15 protein-coding genes are annotated in these 18,734 nt (G+C 33.4%); 7 read left to right on the forward strand and 8 right to left on the reverse strand.

Annotated features, from left to right (window positions below; genetic code table 11):
• The first annotated feature begins 15 nt into the window (after nucleotides 1-15).
• Nucleotides 16-177 carry a transposase gene (locus AC8GF4_RS03800; protein WP_081367642.1) on the forward strand — a complete coding sequence of 54 codons (162 nt, stop codon included), beginning with the start codon at nucleotides 16-18 and terminating at the stop codon, nucleotides 175-177.
• A gap of 407 nt (nucleotides 178-584) precedes the next feature.
• Here AC8GF4_RS03800 and AC8GF4_RS03805 read toward each other — a convergent pair whose 3' ends face one another.
• The 3 genes from AC8GF4_RS03805 to AC8GF4_RS03815 all read right to left on the reverse strand — a co-directional run bounded on the left by AC8GF4_RS03805 (nucleotide 585) and on the right by AC8GF4_RS03815 (nucleotide 5,076).
• Entirely contained in the window at nucleotides 585-1,553 is a 969-nt protein-coding gene (locus tag AC8GF4_RS03805) for a LamG domain-containing protein (protein ID WP_506592811.1), read from the reverse strand.
• A 348-nt stretch (nucleotides 1,554-1,901) separates the two neighbouring features.
• Nucleotides 1,902-2,942, reverse strand: a complete 1,041-nt coding sequence (gene capA, locus AC8GF4_RS03810; RefSeq protein WP_506592812.1) for a cysteate synthase — start codon at nucleotides 2,940-2,942, stop codon at nucleotides 1,902-1,904.
• A gap of 73 nt (nucleotides 2,943-3,015) precedes the next feature.
• The gene (locus AC8GF4_RS03815; protein WP_506592813.1) at nucleotides 3,016-5,076 is read right to left on the reverse strand and encodes a S9 family peptidase; all 2,061 of its coding nucleotides are present in this window, start codon (nucleotides 5,074-5,076) and stop codon (nucleotides 3,016-3,018) included.
• Between the two features lie 137 nt (nucleotides 5,077-5,213).
• Between AC8GF4_RS03815 and AC8GF4_RS03820 the strand changes: the two genes are divergently transcribed.
• Nucleotides 5,214-5,534 carry a YbaB/EbfC family nucleoid-associated protein gene (locus tag AC8GF4_RS03820; RefSeq protein WP_506592814.1) on the forward strand — a complete coding sequence of 107 codons (321 nt, stop codon included), beginning with the start codon at nucleotides 5,214-5,216 and terminating at the stop codon, nucleotides 5,532-5,534.
• A gap of 268 nt (nucleotides 5,535-5,802) precedes the next feature.
• Here AC8GF4_RS03820 and AC8GF4_RS03825 read toward each other — a convergent pair whose 3' ends face one another.
• Nucleotides 5,803-6,828, reverse strand: a complete 1,026-nt coding sequence (locus AC8GF4_RS03825; RefSeq protein WP_506592816.1) for a threonine aldolase family protein — start codon at nucleotides 6,826-6,828, stop codon at nucleotides 5,803-5,805.
• 240 nt (nucleotides 6,829-7,068) lie between these two features.
• Here AC8GF4_RS03825 and prfB point away from each other — a divergent pair.
• A protein-coding gene (prfB, locus tag AC8GF4_RS03830; protein WP_506592818.1) for a peptide chain release factor 2 occupies nucleotides 7,069-8,167 on the forward strand; the annotation gives its coding sequence in 2 pieces (ribosomal slippage) (nucleotides 7,069-7,131 and nucleotides 7,133-8,167; 1,098 coding nt in all).
• Nucleotides 8,168-8,386: 219 nt separating this feature from the next.
• Here prfB and AC8GF4_RS03835 read toward each other — a convergent pair.
• Nucleotides 8,387-9,289, reverse strand: a complete 903-nt coding sequence (locus tag AC8GF4_RS03835) for a phospholipase A (protein WP_506592819.1) — start codon at nucleotides 9,287-9,289, stop codon at nucleotides 8,387-8,389.
• A gap of 289 nt (nucleotides 9,290-9,578) precedes the next feature.
• Between AC8GF4_RS03835 and glgP the strand changes: the two genes are divergently transcribed.
• Nucleotides 9,579-11,243: an alpha-glucan family phosphorylase gene (glgP, locus tag AC8GF4_RS03840; protein WP_506592821.1), complete on the forward strand. Its 1,665-nt coding sequence runs from the start codon at nucleotides 9,579-9,581 to the stop codon at nucleotides 11,241-11,243.
• 223 nt (nucleotides 11,244-11,466) lie between these two features.
• Nucleotides 11,467-13,095: an acyl-CoA carboxylase subunit beta gene (locus tag AC8GF4_RS03845; protein WP_506592823.1), complete on the forward strand. Its 1,629-nt coding sequence runs from the start codon at nucleotides 11,467-11,469 to the stop codon at nucleotides 13,093-13,095.
• Nucleotides 13,096-13,266: 171 nt separating this feature from the next.
• On the opposite strand, the gene AC8GF4_RS03850 is transcribed toward AC8GF4_RS03845, so the two are convergent.
• Both AC8GF4_RS03850 and AC8GF4_RS03855 read right to left on the reverse strand, forming a co-directional pair.
• Nucleotides 13,267-14,316, reverse strand: a complete 1,050-nt coding sequence (locus AC8GF4_RS03850; RefSeq protein WP_506592825.1) for an AMP-binding protein — start codon at nucleotides 14,314-14,316, stop codon at nucleotides 13,267-13,269.
• Between the two features lie 41 nt (nucleotides 14,317-14,357).
• Nucleotides 14,358-15,272: a CPBP family intramembrane glutamic endopeptidase gene (locus AC8GF4_RS03855; RefSeq protein WP_506592827.1), complete on the reverse strand. Its 915-nt coding sequence runs from the start codon at nucleotides 15,270-15,272 to the stop codon at nucleotides 14,358-14,360.
• Between the two features lie 105 nt (nucleotides 15,273-15,377).
• On the opposite strand from AC8GF4_RS03855, the gene arsC reads away from it, so the two are divergent.
• Together arsC and AC8GF4_RS03865 are read left to right on the forward strand one after the other, a co-directional pair.
• Nucleotides 15,378-15,719, forward strand: a complete 342-nt coding sequence (gene arsC / locus AC8GF4_RS03860) for an arsenate reductase (glutaredoxin) (RefSeq protein ID WP_506592829.1) — start codon at nucleotides 15,378-15,380, stop codon at nucleotides 15,717-15,719.
• An 80-nt stretch (nucleotides 15,720-15,799) separates the two neighbouring features.
• Complete coding sequence (locus AC8GF4_RS03865; protein WP_506592830.1) at nucleotides 15,800-18,298, forward strand: TonB-dependent receptor; 2,499 nt, start codon at nucleotides 15,800-15,802, stop codon at nucleotides 18,296-18,298.
• Between the two features lie 67 nt (nucleotides 18,299-18,365).
• Here the strand turns inward: AC8GF4_RS03865 and AC8GF4_RS03870 are convergent, their stop codons facing one another.
• Nucleotides 18,366-18,533: a hypothetical protein gene (locus tag AC8GF4_RS03870; RefSeq protein ID WP_506592832.1), complete on the reverse strand. Its 168-nt coding sequence runs from the start codon at nucleotides 18,531-18,533 to the stop codon at nucleotides 18,366-18,368.
• Nucleotides 18,534-18,734: the final 201 nt, after the last annotated feature.

Consider the following 18,734-nt stretch of genomic DNA (forward strand, 5'->3'; position numbering starts at 1 on the left):
ACCGCTGCAAATAGTTTGAACTATCATTTAGAAACCATTTTAAACTTCTTTAAAAACAGACATACTAATGCAAATGCAGAATCATTTAATTCCAAAATAAAACTCTTTAGAGCAAATCAAAGAGGCGTAGTAGATGTGAAATTCTTTCTCTTTAGAATGGAAAAACTTTTTGCTTAATCCCCATAAAATTTATGTGACCCAAATATAATCTTTCTAATAGCAAATTCATATATAAATTAGTCCAATTATTTATCCTCAACCCAAACTCTCTCCCCAAGACAAACGTATGAGTTGTTTTGCCGCAGATTCGCAGATTTCAAATATAAGTTAATCTATAAATTAGCCGCTTACAGCGGAATTAGCGCGAATTAATTTCTTTAAAATTTATTTTTTTAAGGAATAATCTGCGTCCCGATAAATATCGGGAGCGGTTGCTTTTTTTACTATTGCTCTCCAAATTAGAATGAGCCTTTGGACTATATAGTATTTGTGTTTGGTATAATTTAAGATTCCCCTTATTTTTTTTCCAAAAAAAAAGCGTAACATAGATTACACTTTTTAAATTTATTAAGTTCTAAATACCTTTATTTAATTGTTAGTTTTTTATCGTTTAAACTTTGAGATGTATTAGTAACTTTCAACAAATAAGTCCCTTCTGGAAGTGAACTAATATCAATATCATTTTTATTACTTGTTATTACTTTTTGACCTTTGGTTGAAAAAATTTCAGTCGATTTAACAACTGCAGTTTCTTTTGGTGTTTTCAAAATAATTTCTTGTTTTGAACCTGAAATTGCTGTATTACCCTTGTTATTTTTACTATTTTTTACTGTAGTAGCTTTTTCATTTACTTTTAAATTAGTAGTATTCATCAATACAATATCATTAGGAGCCAATACAGAACTATTATCATATATTTTTGCTACTTCTTCTGATGATAACGCTACATCATATATTTTCAAATCATCAATATCTGCATTAATACTAACTATATTCCCCATTTTACCAATTGAAAAAACATTTCCAGTAGTTAATTTCATTGGGCTTACTGAAGATCGAATCAATTCACCATTTCTATAAATCTTAGAAGTAAGACCGTCATAAGTTACGGTATAATTATACCAAGTATTTACAGCAATTGAAGTAGAAACAATAGCATTATTAGCAGTTCCCCAACTTGCAAGATTTAAATCAGATTTTGAAGAAGTTGCACTTTGTTGTAATAAACCAAAGTATTGAGCATTAAAAGATTCTCCATACCCCCAAATATAATTAGCTATTGAAACATCATTATATTTTATCCAAACAGATACTGATCTTGATTTGTTTGAAAGTGGTAAATTAGGCAAAGTAACTTCCATAGCAGTATTTGCAACTCGAATGGCACTATTTTCAGTACCTGTTCTATCATTTACAAACTTAGCAACTCCCAAAAAGGAATTGTTGTTTTCAGCATTACTTCGATTACCATTAAAATTAAATTCTTGAATTGGTGTTTGTGCATAAACTTGAAAGGATAACACAGAAACTAGTAAGAGTAGCGTTTTTTTCATGAGACTTGGATTTAAATTTGGAGAATAAATAATGTGGCTTTATTTATTTAATTCAAATTTACCTCAACATGCATAGTAAATCCAAAATTTTTCGACAAAGGGTCCAAAAACTCGTTTATTATACAAAAAACAAAAATTATTCAATCTAAAAGGCAATTAAGCGGGGGGGGGGGGTAGAAAATAAAAAACATCAATTTAATACTATCATTGATTTTTATACAATTCACAAAGAAAGGGATTTTTCTTATTTCAGAAAAAATATTTTAAAAAACATAGTTCATTGAAAGTATCTTTTAAACAAAAAAAACTCCAGAATTTTCTGGAGTTTACTATTTCACAAAAGTATTTTTACTTTATAAATTCAATTTTTTGTTCTTCTTCTTCATTGATACTATCAAAAAATCCTTGATCACTCATCCATTCATCACTAAACACTTTACTCATGTAACGGGAACCATGATCCGGGAAAATTGCAACAACATTACTAGTTGCATCAAATTCACCCTCATCTGCATATTGCTTAATTGCTTGCATTACTGCTCCAGAGGTATATCCTACAAATAATCCCTCTTTTCTGGTCACTTCTCTTGCAGAGTGTGCACTTTCTTCATCAGATACTTTGATAAATTTATCAATAATATCAAAATCAGTAGCAGACGGGATTAAATTTTTTCCAAGTCCTTCAATTCGATAGGGATAAATTTCATCATTGTCAAACTCTCTTGTTTCATGGTATTTCTTCAAAACTGAACCAAAAGCGTCAACTCCAAGAATTCTAATATTTGGGTTTTGCTCTTTAAGATATTTTGCCGTCCCTGAAATTGTTCCTCCAGTACCGCTGCAAGCTACAAGATGTGTAATCTTTCCATTAGTTTGCTTCCAAATTTCTGGTCCTGTAGATTTATAGTGTGCATCAATATTTAATTGATTGAAATATTGATTAATATAAACAGATCCTTTTGTCTCTTCGTGCAAACGCTTTGCTACATTATAATAAGAACGGTCATCATCTGCTGAAACGTGAGCTGGACAAACATAAACTTTGGCTCCTAAGCTCCTTAGCATATCAATTTTGTCTTTGGATGATTTTGAACTTACAGCTAGTATACAATTATATCCTTTAATAATACTTACCATTGCCAAACTAAAACCAGTGTTTCCTGAAGTAGTTTCGATAATAGTATCTCCTGGAGATAAAATACCTTGCTTTTCTGCTTCTTCAATGATATATAAAGCAATTCTGTCTTTTGAAGAATGTCCCGGATTAAAGGATTCAACCTTAGCGTAGAAATTTCCTTCTATATCTTCGGTGACTTTATTGAGTTTAATAAGTGGAGTGTTGCCTATTAACTCTAAAACATTATTATAAGCATTTATTTCTTCTTTCATAAAAAAATAGTTTATCTAAGAGCATTTTTTTAATCTACCCCGATATCATGCAAATCTAACAAAAAAAATCTAATTACTTTTTTATTTTTTCTAAATCTAGTAAAAAACTGTACTCTTTTGCTAATTCCTTTATAGCTTCGAAGCGTCCAGAGGCGCCTCCATGACCTGCATCCATATTAGTATCCAAAAAAAGGAGATTAGCATCGGTTTTTATAGCGCGTAATTTAGCTACCCATTTAGCTGGTTCCCAGTACTGTACCTGTGAATCATGCAGTCCAGTTGACACATACATATTGGGATATTTTTGTGGCAAAATATTATCATAAGGAGAATAGGACAACATATAATCATAATACTTTCGAACATTAGGATTTCCCCATTCATCATATTCTCCAGTTGTAAGCGGAATACTATCGTCCAGCATTGTAGTAATCACGTCCACAAAAGCGACTTGAGCAATGATTCCATTGTATAATTCAGGTGCAGTATTGACTACAACTCCCATTAATAAACCGCCTGCAGAACCTCCTTCGGCGTATAAATGTTGTGGTGATGTGTATTTCTCATCAATTAAAAATTTAGAACAATCAATAAAATCGGTAAATGTATTTTTCTTTTTTAATAATTTTCCATCCTCATACCATTGCCTTCCCAAATCTTCTCCTCCGCGTATGTGCGCAATTGCAAAAATAAACCCTCTATCCAACAAAGTCAGTCGCGTTGACGAAAATGTAGCATCCATAGAATGCCCATAAGACCCATATGCATACTGAAGCAATGGATTTGTAGCATCTTTCTTCAATCCTTTCTTATAGACCATTGAAATCGGTATTTTCATGCCATCTTCTGCCGTAGCCCAAACCCGTTCTTCGTTATAATTATTTTTGTCAAATTTCCCACCTAAAACTTCTTGCTCTTTTTTGATTTCTTTGGTTTTTGTTTTCATATTGAAATCAATAATCGAAGAAGGCGTTGTCATAGACTGGTAGCCGTAACGCAATATATCGGTATCAAAATCAACATTTGAGCTTGTATATGCCGTATAAGTTTCGCTTTCAAAAGGAAGGTAATACTCCCCTTCTCCACTCCAAGGCATGATGCGAATTTTATTCAGACCATTCTCCCGTTCTTCTACAACCAAAAAGTCTTTGAATATCTCAATATCTTCCAACAAAACGTCTTTTCTGTGTGCAATTACTTCCACCCAATTGGTTTTTGAAGTCTTGTTTACCGAAGTTTTCATCAGCTTAAAGTTCTCGGCTTTATCTTTATTGGTCATTATATAAAAGCTATCTCCGTAATGATTGATACTGTATTCCAATCCTCGAACGCGCTTCTGAAAAATCTTAAATTCACCATCGGGATTATCGGCATCCAGAATCTGGTATTCTGTAGTCAAGGTACTTCCCGATTCTATAGCCAAGTATTTTCGGGACTTGGATTTTGCAATTTCTACATTAAACGTTTCGTCTTTCTCAAAATAAACCAATACATCGTCCGTTTGTTTTGAACCTAATTTATGTTTAAAAATTTTGTCCGAACGCAGGGTCTTTTCATCCTGATCCGAGTAAAAAATAGTTTTATTATCATTGGCCCAAACAGCGCTTCCGGTTACATTTTCTATTTTATCCTCAAGAATTTTATTGGTTTCTAAGTTTTTTACTTGAATAGTATAAATGCGTCTTCCAACAATATCACAACTAAACAAAGCCAACTTATTATCAGGGCTAATACTTAAAGCGCCCAATTGAAAATAAGGCTTATCCTTGGCCATTTCATTGCAATTGAAGAGTATTTCTTCATCTGCAGAAAGGCTTTCTTTTTTTCGGGAATAAATAGGGTAATCTTGCCCTTTTTCAAAACGAGTGATATAGTAATACCCATTGTACAAATAAGGAACTGATTGATCATCTTCCTTTATGCGGCTTTTCATCTCTTCGAAAAGAGCTGTTTGAAAATCTTTGGTATGCGCCGTTTTTTCTTGGTAATAAGCATTTTCTTGATTCAAATAATCAATAACTTCCGGATTTTCTCTGTTATTTAACCAAAAGTAATTATCAATTCGTATCTCATTATGTTTTTTTAGCTTTTTCGGAATGATTTTAGCTATTGGAGGTTGTATATTTTCTGGCATTGTTTGCGAGTGGTTTTAGTATTTAAAATGCAAAAATAACACAAAGCGATTTTACAAAGAGACGGTTTTTAATCTAATTTAACATTGATTACTCACAAAATAAGTAAATTTGTATTTCAATTTAAAAAATCACCAAAATGGACTTAATGGGAATGATGGGTAAACTAAGAGAAACCCAACAAAAAATAGAAGACACCAAAAAACGTTTAGACACCGTACTGATTGACGAACAAAGTACCGACAGCTTATTAAAAGTGACTTTGACTGCCAACACTAAAATAAAATCAATCACAATCGATGATTCATTATTGGAAGACAAAGAACAACTGGAAGATTACTTGATTTTGGTTTTGAACAAAGCGATTGAAAAAGCATCAAACGTAAACCAAACCGAATTGGACGCCGTTACCAAAATGGACATGCCAATGATTCCAGGAATGGAAGATATATTCAAGTAAAAATGGTTTAAGTTTGTTTAAAATAGTTTAAAAGTTTAAATTGTTTTATAGCAAAAATAAATGCTCTTTAAGTAAACAAAGCCCAGATCCTGTATCAGAATCTGGGCTTTGAATTTATAAAAAACAATTATTCGTATTTTATGAAAACGTCTTAAACAACCTTAAACTTTTAACCAATTTAAACTTTTAACCAATTTAAACCTTTAACCAATTTAAACCTTTAAACAATTTAAACTTTTAGACTTTAAACTTTAAACAATTTAAACTTTTAAAAGGTAATCTTCTGCAAGGTTTCTAAAACATAAGTATGCATCACTTCTTTATAATCCAGATGCGTTACAATTCGGAGTTTTCCGTGTCCTAAAGCACTAATAAGAATATTTTTTTCTTTTAATTTCTCTATAAAAACTTTTTCATTCAAACCTTCTCGAAGCGAAAAAATCAAGATATTCGTTTCCACCGGTTCGATTTTACCAATCCAAAGTTGGCGTGACAAAACTTCGGCAATTTCTCTTGCTCTTCTGTGATCATCCACCAACTTGGCAATATTATTATCCAAAGCAAAATTTCCAGCTGCCGCAAGATATCCTACTTGACGCATACCTCCTCCCAATATTTTTCGTATACGCAATGCTCTGTGAATAGCAGCCTTATCAGCCAAAAGCACCGAACCAATTGGCGCTCCCAATCCTTTAGACAAACACACCGAAATAGTATCAAACAATACCCCAAATTCTCTTGGATGCTGTTTTTTGGCTACAATCGCATTCCAAATCCGGGCTCCATCCAAATGGAATTTCAAATTATTGGCAACACAAACCGCTTTTATTTTCTTTAATTCTTCCAAATCATAACAAGCTCCTCCGCCTTTATTAGTCGTATTTTCCACACACACCAAACTCGTCAGCGGACTGTGGTAAAACTCAGGATCATTTATTGCACCGGCCACTTGTTCGGCCGTAATCATGCCTCTATTTCCGTCTAACAAACAACAAGAAACACCACTGTTAAACGAAACACCACCACCTTCGTAATGATACACATGCGCATATTTGTCTGCAATTAATTGTTCCCCAGGTTGGGTATGCAACTTAATCGCCGTTTGATTGGCCATAGTCCCCGAAGGAAAAAACAGCCCCGCTTCCATACCAAACATTGCTGCCAATCTCGCCTCAAGAGCAATAACTGTTGGGTCTTGCTTGTACACATCGTCCCCCACTTCGGCATTAAACATGTATTGCAACATTTCAACCGATGGCTTAGTAATCGTATCGCTAATCAAATTTATTTCCATAATCTAAAAACTAAATCCTATTTTTGCATTCAAATCTAATAAAATTATTAGAAGCTAGTCCTGCTATTGGCTGCAATCTTTTTTCAAAACGGCTTTTTTTGTAAAAAGTAAAAAGAGCTTCCGTTGGTCGCTTTTTTACTTTAACAAAAAATAGCCCTTTTCAAAAAAAGGATTTTCACTACTATCAGGGCTAAAAAAGTGCTAACCCAATAATTTTCGAAACAAAATTACTATAAATTTATGACAACTACCGAACAAATAAAAGGTATTGTGGAGCGCCTTGGTGCGTTGAGGAGGTATCTTTGACGTTGATGCCAAACTTATCGAAATAGCCAACGAAGAAGAAAAGACTTTTGCTCCCGACTTTTGGAACAATGCAAAAGAAGCCGAAAACATTGTAAAAAACCTAAGAGGCAAAAAGAAATGGATCGAAGATTACAACAAAGCTGTCGATATGACAGACGAGTTGCAACTTGCCTATGACTTTTACAAAGAAGGAGAGTTAACTACCGAAGAACTAGACAGTCAGTACGATTTAACTCAAGCTCATATTGAAGCCATAGAATTCAAGAATATGCTTTCGGAAGAGGGTGATTCATTGAGCGCTGTACTTCAAATTACAGCGGGAGCCGGTGGTACTGAAAGTTGTGATTGGGCAGAAATGCTCATGCGTATGTACATGATGTGGGCCGAAAAAGAAGGCTATAAAATCAGAGAGCTAAACTTCCAAAAAGGGGATGCCGCAGGAATAAAAACCGTTACTCTCGAAATAGAAGGCGATTATTCTTTTGGATACCTCAAAGGAGAAAATGGCGTACACCGATTGGTTCGCATTTCCCCTTTTGACAGTAATGCCAAAAGACATACTTCCTTTGCATCCGTTTACGTTTATCCATTGGTTGATGACACTATTGAAATTGAGATCAACCCCGCCGATATCGAAATCATTACAGCTCGTTCCAGTGGAGCCGGAGGTCAAAATGTAAACAAAGTAGAAACCAAAGTACAACTGACCCACAAGCCAACAGGAATACAGATTCAGTGTTCGGAAACACGTTCGCAACACGACAATAGAAACCGAGCCATGCAAATGTTACGTTCGCAATTGTATGAAATTGAACTTAAAAAGCAACAAGCACAACGAAGCGATATCGAAGCCGGAAAAATGAAAATAGAATGGGGTTCGCAAATACGCAATTACGTAATGCAACCTTATAAACTAGTCAAAGACGTAAGAACTGGTCACGAAACTAGCGATGTTGATGGCGTGATGAACGGAAACATAGACGGCTTTCTAAAAGCTTACTTGATGATGATGGGACAACGCGAAGAGGAGTAGTTTTCAGTTTTCAGTTTTCAGTTTTCAGTTTTCAGTTTTCAGTTTTCAGTTTTCAGTTTTCAGTTTTCAGTTTTCAGTTTTCAGTTTTCAGTTTATAAAAAATGCCTTTCAAAAATTGAAAGGCATTTTTTATATATAAATTTCACGCTTGCTATGTCAATTAGTCTCGTCCAAAAGAGAAGACGAAATGACAAAGACAACCTAACTACATTGACTTAATTATTGCCATTCAATTAAAGAAACACCAACACCTACTGTAGTTTGATTGTGATTGTAATCAATCAATGAGTTTCCATAACCGTGTGAAACTTGCAAATACCCCCTAAGATTTCCTTTTATAGGATATGCCCAAGAAAAAGTGGAACTCCCTCTCATGTTTCCTTTCAAATTAAAATTATGACTTCCTATGAAAGTATACACACTTTTGTTTTTGGAATAAATAACATTCACATCAGCGTTGCCTATGTAGCTAGAAATATCAGGGTTATCCCCTTTGGATTCGGGAATCACATACCAAGGTCTGATGTAGATATTCCAATTTTTTCGTTCAAAACCAGTCATCAGAATTACTCTATTCCAACTTCTGGTATTTGGATAGCTTTTCCCGTTCGACTCATGATTAAATGAAACACCAATCATTCGAGTTTTAAATCCAAACACATTAAACTTTACGGGGAAATTAAGAATAATTTCGGGTTCGTAATTTATTTCCCTAAACGGACGGGACAATTCCGAATTATAGATTTGCCAATGCGAAATTTGGGTATAAGCTATCCACAAATCGGCATGCCCCCATAAAAAACCCTGCAATATTTTAGTTTTAAAACTCAGTTGAAATTTCATCTCAACAACATTATAATCTACTTTTTCAGGAGGTATATATTCTGGTGAATTATTTCCAGAATGAGGTTGTTCATTTGGATTACTGGACCATACAAAAGGCAAAACATAAATGGCTTTGTATGGAGTAACCAAAAAAGTACCTCGTGCGGCAGTTGAGTCCAATTCCCAACGGGCAACCATGGTTTTAAGTTCTACTTTGTCATCAAACAAAGCTTGAACCTGAGCATTAGTTGCGACAACCGAAAATAAAAATAAAATGAATGAGAATTGTTTTAGCACAGTTTCGAATTTTAAGCAAAGTTAAATTCTGAATATGCACACACAGTTATATATTTAGTTCAAAAAATTATATAATTCACGTTTTAAGAATACTTTAAAAATTAAGCCATAAATCAATTCTTATTATGTAAAAACAGCTTTACTCATTTAATCATTCAACGCTAAAACGATATAGTATAACAAACTGACAAATAACCTATTAAAACAAAAATATCTAGCTTATAAAAATCTAAATCACAAACAAATTCTTTAAATTTGTTAGGTATCTAACTTTAAATACCAACACATTATGAGCAAGAGTTTACCACAAAAATACAGACACCCTTACGCATTCGACAAAAAATACGAAAAATCGGCCGTTTACTTTTCAATGGAATTTGCAATCGATCAATCTCTTAAAATTTATTCTGGAGGATTGGGTTTTCTGGCAGGATCTCACATGCGAAGTGCCTACGATTTAAAACAAAACTTAATCGGAATAGGAATTTTATGGAAAAAAGGATATTATGATCAACATCGAAAAGAAGATCTCTCCATGGGCTCTCTTTTTAGAGAAAAAAGCTATAATTTTTTAGAAGACACCAACATAAAATTCACCATAAAAATAAACAATCACGATGTTTGGATCACAGCTTTTTTCTTGAAACCAGAAACTTTCGAAACCGTTCCAATGTTTTTTCTATCTACCGATTTACCTGAGAACGATTATTTGGCCAAATCAACTACTTTTAGATTATACGATTCTGATCCAAGTGCAAAAATTGCACAAACCATGGTATTGGGATTGGGTGGCGCCAAATTGCTCGATGTACTAGGTTACGAACCCGATATTTATCATTTAAATGAAGCGCACGCCCTTTCCTGTGTTTTTCATTTATACAATAAATTTAAAAGTGCTGAAAAAATTAAAGAAATGATGGTTTTCACTACGCATACACCTGAAGAAGCAGGAAACGAAAAACATGATATCAATTTATTGAATAGTTTGAGCTTTTTTGATGGAATTCCACTTGAAAAAGTACGTGAGATGACTGGAATAAAAGACAACACTTTCAATCATACTATGGTAGGATTGCGATTGAGCCACAAAGCAAATGGTGTTTCCAAGTTGCATGGCGAAGTATCTAGAGGCATGTGGAAAGACGTACCTGGAGTTTGCTCGATAGACTATATTACCAATGCTCAAAACAAAAAATATTGGGTAGACCCTTGGCTTGACAAAGCTCACGCTAACAAAGACAGAGAAGCATTAATCGAAAGAAAAAAGAGACTAAAAACCAAACTTTTTGAATTGGTAGCCGATCAAACCGGAAAAATGTTTGATCCTGACATTCTCACCATAGTTTGGGCGAGACGCTTCGCCGATTACAAAAGACCTGATTTAATTACTCGCGATTATGAGAAATTCAAAAGGCTTATGAATGATAAAGAAAGACCGGTCCAAATTATTTTTGCAGGAAAACCATATCCAATGGACTTTGGTGCTATTCATAATTTTGACAATCTTTCGTACATGAGTAAAGCCATCAAAAATATGGCTGTACTTACGGGGTACGAATTAAAATTATCCCGTCAATTAAAAAAAGGGTCCGATGTTTGGCTGAACAATCCAAGAGTAACAAGAGAAGCCTCTGGAACTTCTGGTATGACAGCAGCTATGAATGGATCCATAAATTTTTCTACCAATGACGGATGGATTCGTGAATTCAAAGACATGAACAAGACTCAAAATTCTTTTGTACTACCAATTGTCGATCACAATTTACCAATTTACCAACAAGACCAAATGGACTTGGATAATTTGTACCAAATGCTGGAAGAAGAAATTCTGCCTCTGTATTATGATAATTCAGAAGAATGGTGGGATTTGGTAGAAACCAGCATGAAACAAATTGTACCTTATTTTGATTCGGCTAGAATGGTCGATGAATATTATATGAAAATGTATAATTAAAATTTCAATGACAGTGCCAATGCCAATATGAAAATTCACTTTGTATTAAAAATTAAAAAAGATTAATTCAAACCTCGTTATTTTGAATAATACGAGGTTTTTATTTTAATGGAGTTATAAAGAACCTTAAATTATTAAAAACTCAAAAATACCCTCAAAAAACGAATAATTTCAATCGTTTTCGTAAATTAGCGCTCGTAAAAAAGAAACACCGTTAACACTTATGGATTTAAACTTCAATAAAAACGAAGATCATAATAAACTTTTACTGTCTGAATTGAAACAAAAATTCGCCAAAGTCAAACTTGGAGGCGGTGAAAAAAGAATCGAAAAACTGCATGCCGAAGGCAAAATGACAGCTAGAGAACGCATTGATTATTTACTAGACGCAAACGCAAAATGCATTGAAATAGGAGCCTTTGTAGGTGAAAAAATGTATGCAGAGCATGGAGGTTGTCCATCGGGAGGTGTAATTGTAAAAATTGGTTACATCAAAGGGAAACAATGCATAATTGTAGCCAATGATGCTACTGTAAAAGCTGGGGCTTGGTTTCCTATCACCGCGAAGAAAAACCTAAGAGCTCAGGAAATTGCAATGGAAAATCGACTGCCTATCATTTATTTGGTCGATAGTGCGGGGGTTTATTTGCCATTACAAGATGAAATTTTCCCAGACAAAGAACATTTTGGCCGCATATTTAGGAACAATGCTCAAATGAGCAGCATGGGAATCACCCAAATTGCGGCCGTTATGGGAAGTTGTGTTGCTGGCGGTGCGTATTTGCCTATTATGAGCGATGAAGCATTGATAGTAGACAAAACTGGAAGTATTTTCTTGGCAGGAAGTTATTTGGTCAAAGCAGCCATTGGAGAAAGTATTGACAATGAAACTTTGGGCGGCGCAACAACACATTGCGAAATCTCTGGCGTAACAGACTACAAAGCCAAAGACGACAAAGATGCTTTGGACAAAATAAAAAACATAGTAGATAAAATTGGTGATTTTGACAAGGCAGGATACAATCGTATAAAATCGGAGAAACCGGCTATGGACGAAAAAGATATCTACGGTATTTTGCCTAAAGCTAGAAACGAACAATACGACATGATGGAAATCATCAATCGATTGGTTGATAACTCCGAATTTGAAGCATACAAAGACGGTTACGGTCAATCGCTAATTACTGGTTATGCCAGAATTGACGGTTGGGCAGTAGGAATCGTAGCAAATCAAAGAAAAGTGGTAAAAACTACCAAAGGCGAAATGCAATTTGGAGGTGTTATTTATTCCGATTCTGCGGACAAAGCGACTCGTTTTATAGCCAATTGCAACCAAAAGAAAATACCATTGGTATTTGTACAAGATGTCACTGGTTTTATGGTAGGTTCCAAATCCGAACATGGCGGCATCATAAAAGACGGTGCCAAGATGGTAAATGCTGTATCCAATTCGGTAGTGCCAAAATTCACTGTCATTGTTGGAAACTCTTATGGAGCAGGAAACTACGCCATGTGCGGAAAAGCATTTGACCCTCGATTGATATTTGCTTGGCCAAGTGCAGAATTGGCTGTAATGGGAGGCACACAAGCCGCAAAAGTATTGGCACAAATTGAAGCTTCATCTTTAAAAGGAAAAGGAGAAATTGTAGACGAAGCCAAAGAAGCCGAATTGTTTGCCAAAATCAAAGCGCGTTACGATGAGCAAGTTTCTCCTTATTATGCAGCGGCTCGTTTGTGGACAGACGCAATCATTGACCCTCTAGAAACTAGAACTTGGATTTCAATGGGGATCGAAGCAGCCAATCACTCCCCTATTGAAAAGAAATTCAATCTAGGTGTGATTCAGGTATAAAAAGCTTCCCATCTTTAGAACAATATCAAAAACGCTCTTTTAATTAGGAGTGTGTTTTTTTTTAGAATATAAGGTCTAAATAAAAATAGTACCGATTCATTCTCTGTATTAAAAAAAAAAGAGAGGAATGACAAACATCCTCTCTTCAAATATAAAGCTATTTCTGTCTAATTACACAGCTGATTTTTTGCTTTCTTCTCTCATTATTTTTCCTGTAGCTGTTTCTTTAAATTTAGGAATAAAAACGATTTCTTTAGGTTTTTCATATTTATCTAATGCATCAAAAACAGAATCTTCAATTTTAATTGTATCTCCTTCAATATACAAAACCACCTTTTCTCCAAGTACATCGTCTGATACCCCATTTATAAAATAACGTCTAGGAATTAAAGTTGACAACTTACTTTCAATTTGCTCAGGCATGATTTTTATACCGCCACTGTTAATAACATTATCAAAACGTCCCAACCAAACAAATTGCGTATCCGATACTAATTTAACCACATCATTCGTTACAATTTTTTCGTTTCCAATGTTTTTGGCCAAAATCTCTAAACATTGATTTTCATTGACAGAAACTGTTACGTGAGGCAATGTTGTAAAAGCTTCTGCCCCTATTTTTTTGGCAGCAATATGAGTAATTGTCTCAGTCATACCATACGTTTCATAAATCTCAATAGGTAATTTTACCAATTCTTGTTCCAATGATTTATGTACTTTTACACCACCAATAATCACTTTTTTAATATTGGTTAATTTTTCAATAGCATTTTTTGCTTGAAGCGGAACCATTGCTGCAAAATCATATTTTTCATCATTATTCTCTAAAGGATTTGAACTAGGAGCAACAAAATCCATGTCGAGACCTAAAATAAAAGAACGAACAAACATCATTTTACCTGCGACATAATTTGTAGGCAAACAATGCAAAACTCTATCTCCAGGCTGTAGATTAAAGTAATCACCTGTAGAAATTGCAGATTTTACCATAGCATCCTTTTCGATTCTTATCGTTTTTGGCTCACCTGTAGATCCAGAAGTATACATATCAATAAAAGACTTATCATCAAACCAGTCTAGCAAAAAATCTCCAACAGCTTGTTCAAAATCCTCTCCTTCTTTTATAAAACTATAAGCTACCCTACATAAATCTTCTTTTGTTAAATGGTATCCATTTAATTTAAAAAGATTGTGCACATTTTTGTGTGTTATTGTATTCATGATTTATATATTACTTGTTTTTTTTTAGATTATTTTTTAAATTATATGATTTTTCCAGTCAATTTTTCTTTCCAACCATACCATTTGTATTTTATACCAAATATAAATAAAAGTAAAGGATAAATAACAATTACAGGCAAGATAATGTCCAAACCAGCTTCAGGATTTGATACATCTTTAAAAATAGAATTGGTTTGAAAAGCGGACCAATCCGATGTTACCAACAAAGCTCCTACAAGATTATTTGCAGCATGAAATCCTAAACTCAATTCCATTCCTTCATCCATCAAGGTTAAAATTCCAAGAAAAAAACCTGTCCCAATGTAATAAACCAAAATAATATATCCCATTTTTGTTACTTCTGGATTGGCCAAATGCATCAAACCAAAAATCAAAGAAGTCATAAACAACGGAAACCATTTGTTTTTGGACAAATTGGCAAAACCTTGCATTAAATATCCTCTAAACACTAATTCTTCGACACTAGTTTGAATCGGAATTAATACTATTCCAATGACTACTAAAATCAAAAAAGGAATGAGTTTAAAATTATAAACATAATCAGATGGATTATAATAATAAAGAGCAACCGTTGAAACTATCGTGAATAAAGACCATAGAATAAAAGAGAACTTCACTCTACTCCAATCCATTTTTTTTCTAGAAGTGACAATTGACATTAAACTTTGATTATGCAAATGTTTAATAATTAAAATGATAGCAAAAAAAACAAAAACAAATGAAATAAGAATATAAAATAAAGTAACATTTGGATCGAAAAACTGCATTATCATTTTGTCATTTTCAGGATACGTTTTCCCCATGAACTTGGATTCAAATCCGATGGCTATCAACAATGGTATTTGCCCCAATAAAGAGGCAAAAAAAATACAAACAGAACCCAATAAATATTTTCCAAATTTATTTTCTTCCTTAATTCCTTGCTCTAAAAACATTTATTATTTTTTTATTTAATTGTACTTGCTTTCCTTTTTGCAAATGGTATTTTTGTCGGTACTAAAATAGTTTAATATTATAGCACAAACTAATTCCTTATCAAAATGATACAAGTATACCACAATCAGCGTTGCGGAAAATCAAGAAACTGCCTACTGTTTTTAAAAGACTCCAATGTTGAATTTAAAATCATCAATTACTTGGAAACACCTCCAACATCTGAAGAACTGAAAGCGCTTTTGCAAAAATTAAAAATTACACCAATTGAGTTAGTTCGTCAAAAAGAAAAAATTTGGATTGAAAAATACAAAGGGATCAATTTAAGTGAAGATGAAATAATTCAAGCCATGGTTGAAAACCCAATTTTAATTGAAAGACCAATAGTAGTCAAAGACAATCAAGCAACTATAGGCCGTGATTTGGACAACATAATTCCGTTTTTATAAAGTTTAACATAAGTTTAAGAACCCAATTTTAAACTATTTTAATATTTCTATGTCTTATCGAGAAATCTTATTAATTACTAATGAAAAATTTCAAACTTACTCTTGTTCTTCTATTATTATTTTCTTTTCTATCCAACTTTGCACAAGAAGGCCAACAAAGACCTTCAATAAGTAACAAAATTAAAGTTACTGGAAAAATTGTAGACAAAAAAAGTAACCTACCGCTTGAATACGCTACCATAACATTAAAAAATACCAAAATTCAAAAAGCTCTTACTGGTGGAATAACAAACAACAAAGGAGAATTTGAAGCTGATGTTATCCCAGGAGTCTATGATATAACAATAGAATTTATTTCGTTTAAACATATCGAAATAAAAGGAAAAAGTATATCCGAAAAAATATCATTGGGAACAATTGAACTCGAAGAAGATGCTTCTCAATTAAATGAAGTAGTAATTCGTGCCGAAAAATCATCAGTAGAAATAAAACTAGACAAAAAAGTATATAATGTTGGTCTGGATATGATGGTAAAAGGCGGAACTGTAAGTGATGTTCTTGACAATGTTCCATCAGTTTCTGTTGACGTTGAAGGAAATGTAAGCTTAAGAGGAAGTGATAACATCCGAATTTTAATTGACGGAAGACCCTCTTATGCTGTAAATATTGCAGAAGCTTTAAAACAACTTCCTGCTGATGCGATTGACAAAGTGGAAGTAATTACCAATCCATCTGCACGATATGATGCGGAAGGTGGTTCTGGAATCGTTAATATCATTCTTAAAAAAGGTAAAAATAAGGGTTTCAACGGAACTCTAATAGCTTCGACAGGTGTTCCTGAAACGTATGGTTTAAGTGCCAATGTGAATTATAAAACAGAAAAATTAAACTATTTCACCACTGCGGGATACAATCACAGAACAAATGAAGGTGGAGGTAAAACCAATTCAGAGTATTTTAATAATGACGGTACCGTGAAAAACTTTTTGGATGAAAACCGTGAAACAAAAAGAACGAGAAATGGTTTTAATGGAAGAGCTGGTTTTGAATGGACAGTAGCGCCAAATACGTATTGGACAAATGCCATCAATTACGAAAAGAATACCGGCGAAGACAATGATTTAATCAATTACAGTAACTATGACGCCTCTAATGCATTTACAGGTTCAACTTACCGTTTAAACAATGGAGATACGGGTAGTGAAAACACTTCGTTTACATCAAACTTAATTAAAAACTTCAACGACAAAGGACACAAACTTACAGTTGATGCTTCAGTTTCAAGAAATACTGATGATAGCCAAAGTATTATTACAGGTTCAAACAATTACAATAATACCTTAAACAATCAGGTTCAAAAACAAGCACAATTTCAAGCTGATTATGTACTCCCATTAGGAGAAGGAAGTCAGTTTGAGGCTGGATACAAAGGGAGTTTTGGCGATTTAAACAACAAATACTATGTTCTTGACGATCAAGGAATAAGAATTGATAATTTGTCAAATACTTTAGAATACAAAGAAAATATCAATTCATTTTATACCCAATACGGTTTCAAGAAAAATAAATTCTCCTATTTATTTGGAATACGCTGGGAAGACACCAATGTTCAAGTAAACTTACTGGATACCAACGAATTTAACACTAAAAAATACAACAACTTTTTTCCGAGTGCTTTTATTAGTTATGAAGTTTCAGATCAAAGTAACATCACTACAAGTTACAGCAAACGATTGACAAGACCAAGAGGTCGTTTCATGAATCCTGCTGTAAATTATTCAAGTAACGTGAATATTTTTCAAGGAAATCCAGATTTAGATCCTTCATTAACAGACAAATTTGATTTTGGGTACATCAAGCGTTGGGAAAAAGTAACATTCAATACTTCTGCTTATTTTGAAAGTACTACAGCTGTTTTCAGCTTTGTAAGATCTCCAACTGGTGATGTAGTAACTCCCAATGGCGATGTGGTAACTCCTTCGCCTGGCGTGATAATTGATGGTGTTCCTGTTATTAAAAGCACTCCAATTAACTTAGGAAAAGAACAAAAATATGGTTTTGAGTTTACTTTAAATTACAACCCTTTCAAAATATGGAGAATAAATAGTAATTTCAATTTGTATAATGTAAAAACAACTGGAGAGTACAGTTACACGGATACAAAAGGAGATGTTATAGTACAAAATCTGGACAACCAAGCCAATACTTGGTCTGCAAGAGTTAGTTCAAAACTAACATTACCTTACAAAATTGACTGGCAATTGAACGCTAATTATAATGGTGAACAAAAAACAGCACAAGGAAAAAGCTTAGATCAGTTTAGTATGAACACCGCTTTCAGCAAAGACCTACTAAAAGACAAAGCAACATTAGCTTTTAATGTTAGTGATATATTCAATACAAGAAAAATGAGATCATACACCTATCTTGATAACCAAAAATCATATGGTGAAATGCAGTTTCGTAAACGTCAATTCAATTTATCTTTCACCTATCGTTTTAACAAAGGAAAAAATGATAAAGAAAAACAACAGCCTAAAAAGAGTCAGGATGAAAACAGTGGAGATTTTCCAGGATAAATCTAAATAAAAGAAAAAAAAGGACTCGTAAAAACGGGTCCTTTTTTTGTGAAATAAAGTAAAAAGCTTAAGCTTCTTCTTCATTTTGTTTTGCTTTCTTTTCTTTATAAGCTTCCCAAGTTGCTCCACCTACCCAATAGGATACGAAACCAACTAAAAAAAACATTAACCAAAATCCCATTGTAAGGATGGTCAAGAAAAGTAAAAAGCCTAAATACTGTTGAAATTCAAACATGTTTTCCGGAATTTTTGAATGTAGCCACAAATGTATGATTTAAATCTTTTTATAACAATAAAATCAATAAAAACTATGCTTTTATTTCTGACTATTTTCATTTATACAAAATAGTAAAAGATTCACAACAGTTTAAAATACTGTTATTCAACAAATCTCTCTAACTTTCTTACTTTCTCTTTTTGATAATCTAGCAATCAA

It is taken from the genome of Flavobacterium rarum (SeqCode) (assembly GCF_965234445.1).
Taxonomy (GTDB): Bacteria; Bacteroidota; Bacteroidia; order Flavobacteriales; family Flavobacteriaceae; genus Flavobacterium; species Flavobacterium rarum.

Bases quoted from the DNA above. Each gene is read 5' to 3' on its own strand.
- AC8GF4_RS03805 (WP_506592811.1), bottom strand. From the start codon at position 1,553: ATGAAAAAAACGCTACTCTTACTAGTTTCTGTGTTATCCTTTCAAGTT.
- capA (WP_506592812.1), bottom strand. From the start codon at position 2,942: ATGAAAGAAGAAATAAATGCTTATAATAATGTTTTAGAGTTAATAGGC.
- AC8GF4_RS03815 (WP_506592813.1), bottom strand. From the start codon at position 5,076: ATGCCAGAAAATATACAACCTCCAATAGCTAAAATCATTCCGAAAAAG.
- AC8GF4_RS03820 (WP_506592814.1), top strand. From the start codon at position 5,214: ATGGACTTAATGGGAATGATGGGTAAACTAAGAGAAACCCAACAAAAA.
- AC8GF4_RS03825 (WP_506592816.1), bottom strand. From the start codon at position 6,828: ATGGAAATAAATTTGATTAGCGATACGATTACTAAGCCATCGGTTGAA.
- glgP (WP_506592821.1), top strand. From the start codon at position 9,579: ATGAGCAAGAGTTTACCACAAAAATACAGACACCCTTACGCATTCGAC.
- AC8GF4_RS03845 (WP_506592823.1), top strand. From the start codon at position 11,467: ATGGATTTAAACTTCAATAAAAACGAAGATCATAATAAACTTTTACTG.
- AC8GF4_RS03850 (WP_506592825.1), bottom strand. From the start codon at position 14,316: ATGAATACAATAACACACAAAAATGTGCACAATCTTTTTAAATTAAAT.
- AC8GF4_RS03855 (WP_506592827.1), bottom strand. From the start codon at position 15,272: ATGTTTTTAGAGCAAGGAATTAAGGAAGAAAATAAATTTGGAAAATAT.
- arsC (WP_506592829.1), top strand. From the start codon at position 15,378: ATGATACAAGTATACCACAATCAGCGTTGCGGAAAATCAAGAAACTGC.
- AC8GF4_RS03865 (WP_506592830.1), top strand. From the start codon at position 15,800: ATGAAAAATTTCAAACTTACTCTTGTTCTTCTATTATTATTTTCTTTT.
- AC8GF4_RS03870 (WP_506592832.1), bottom strand. From the start codon at position 18,533: ATGTTTGAATTTCAACAGTATTTAGGCTTTTTACTTTTCTTGACCATC.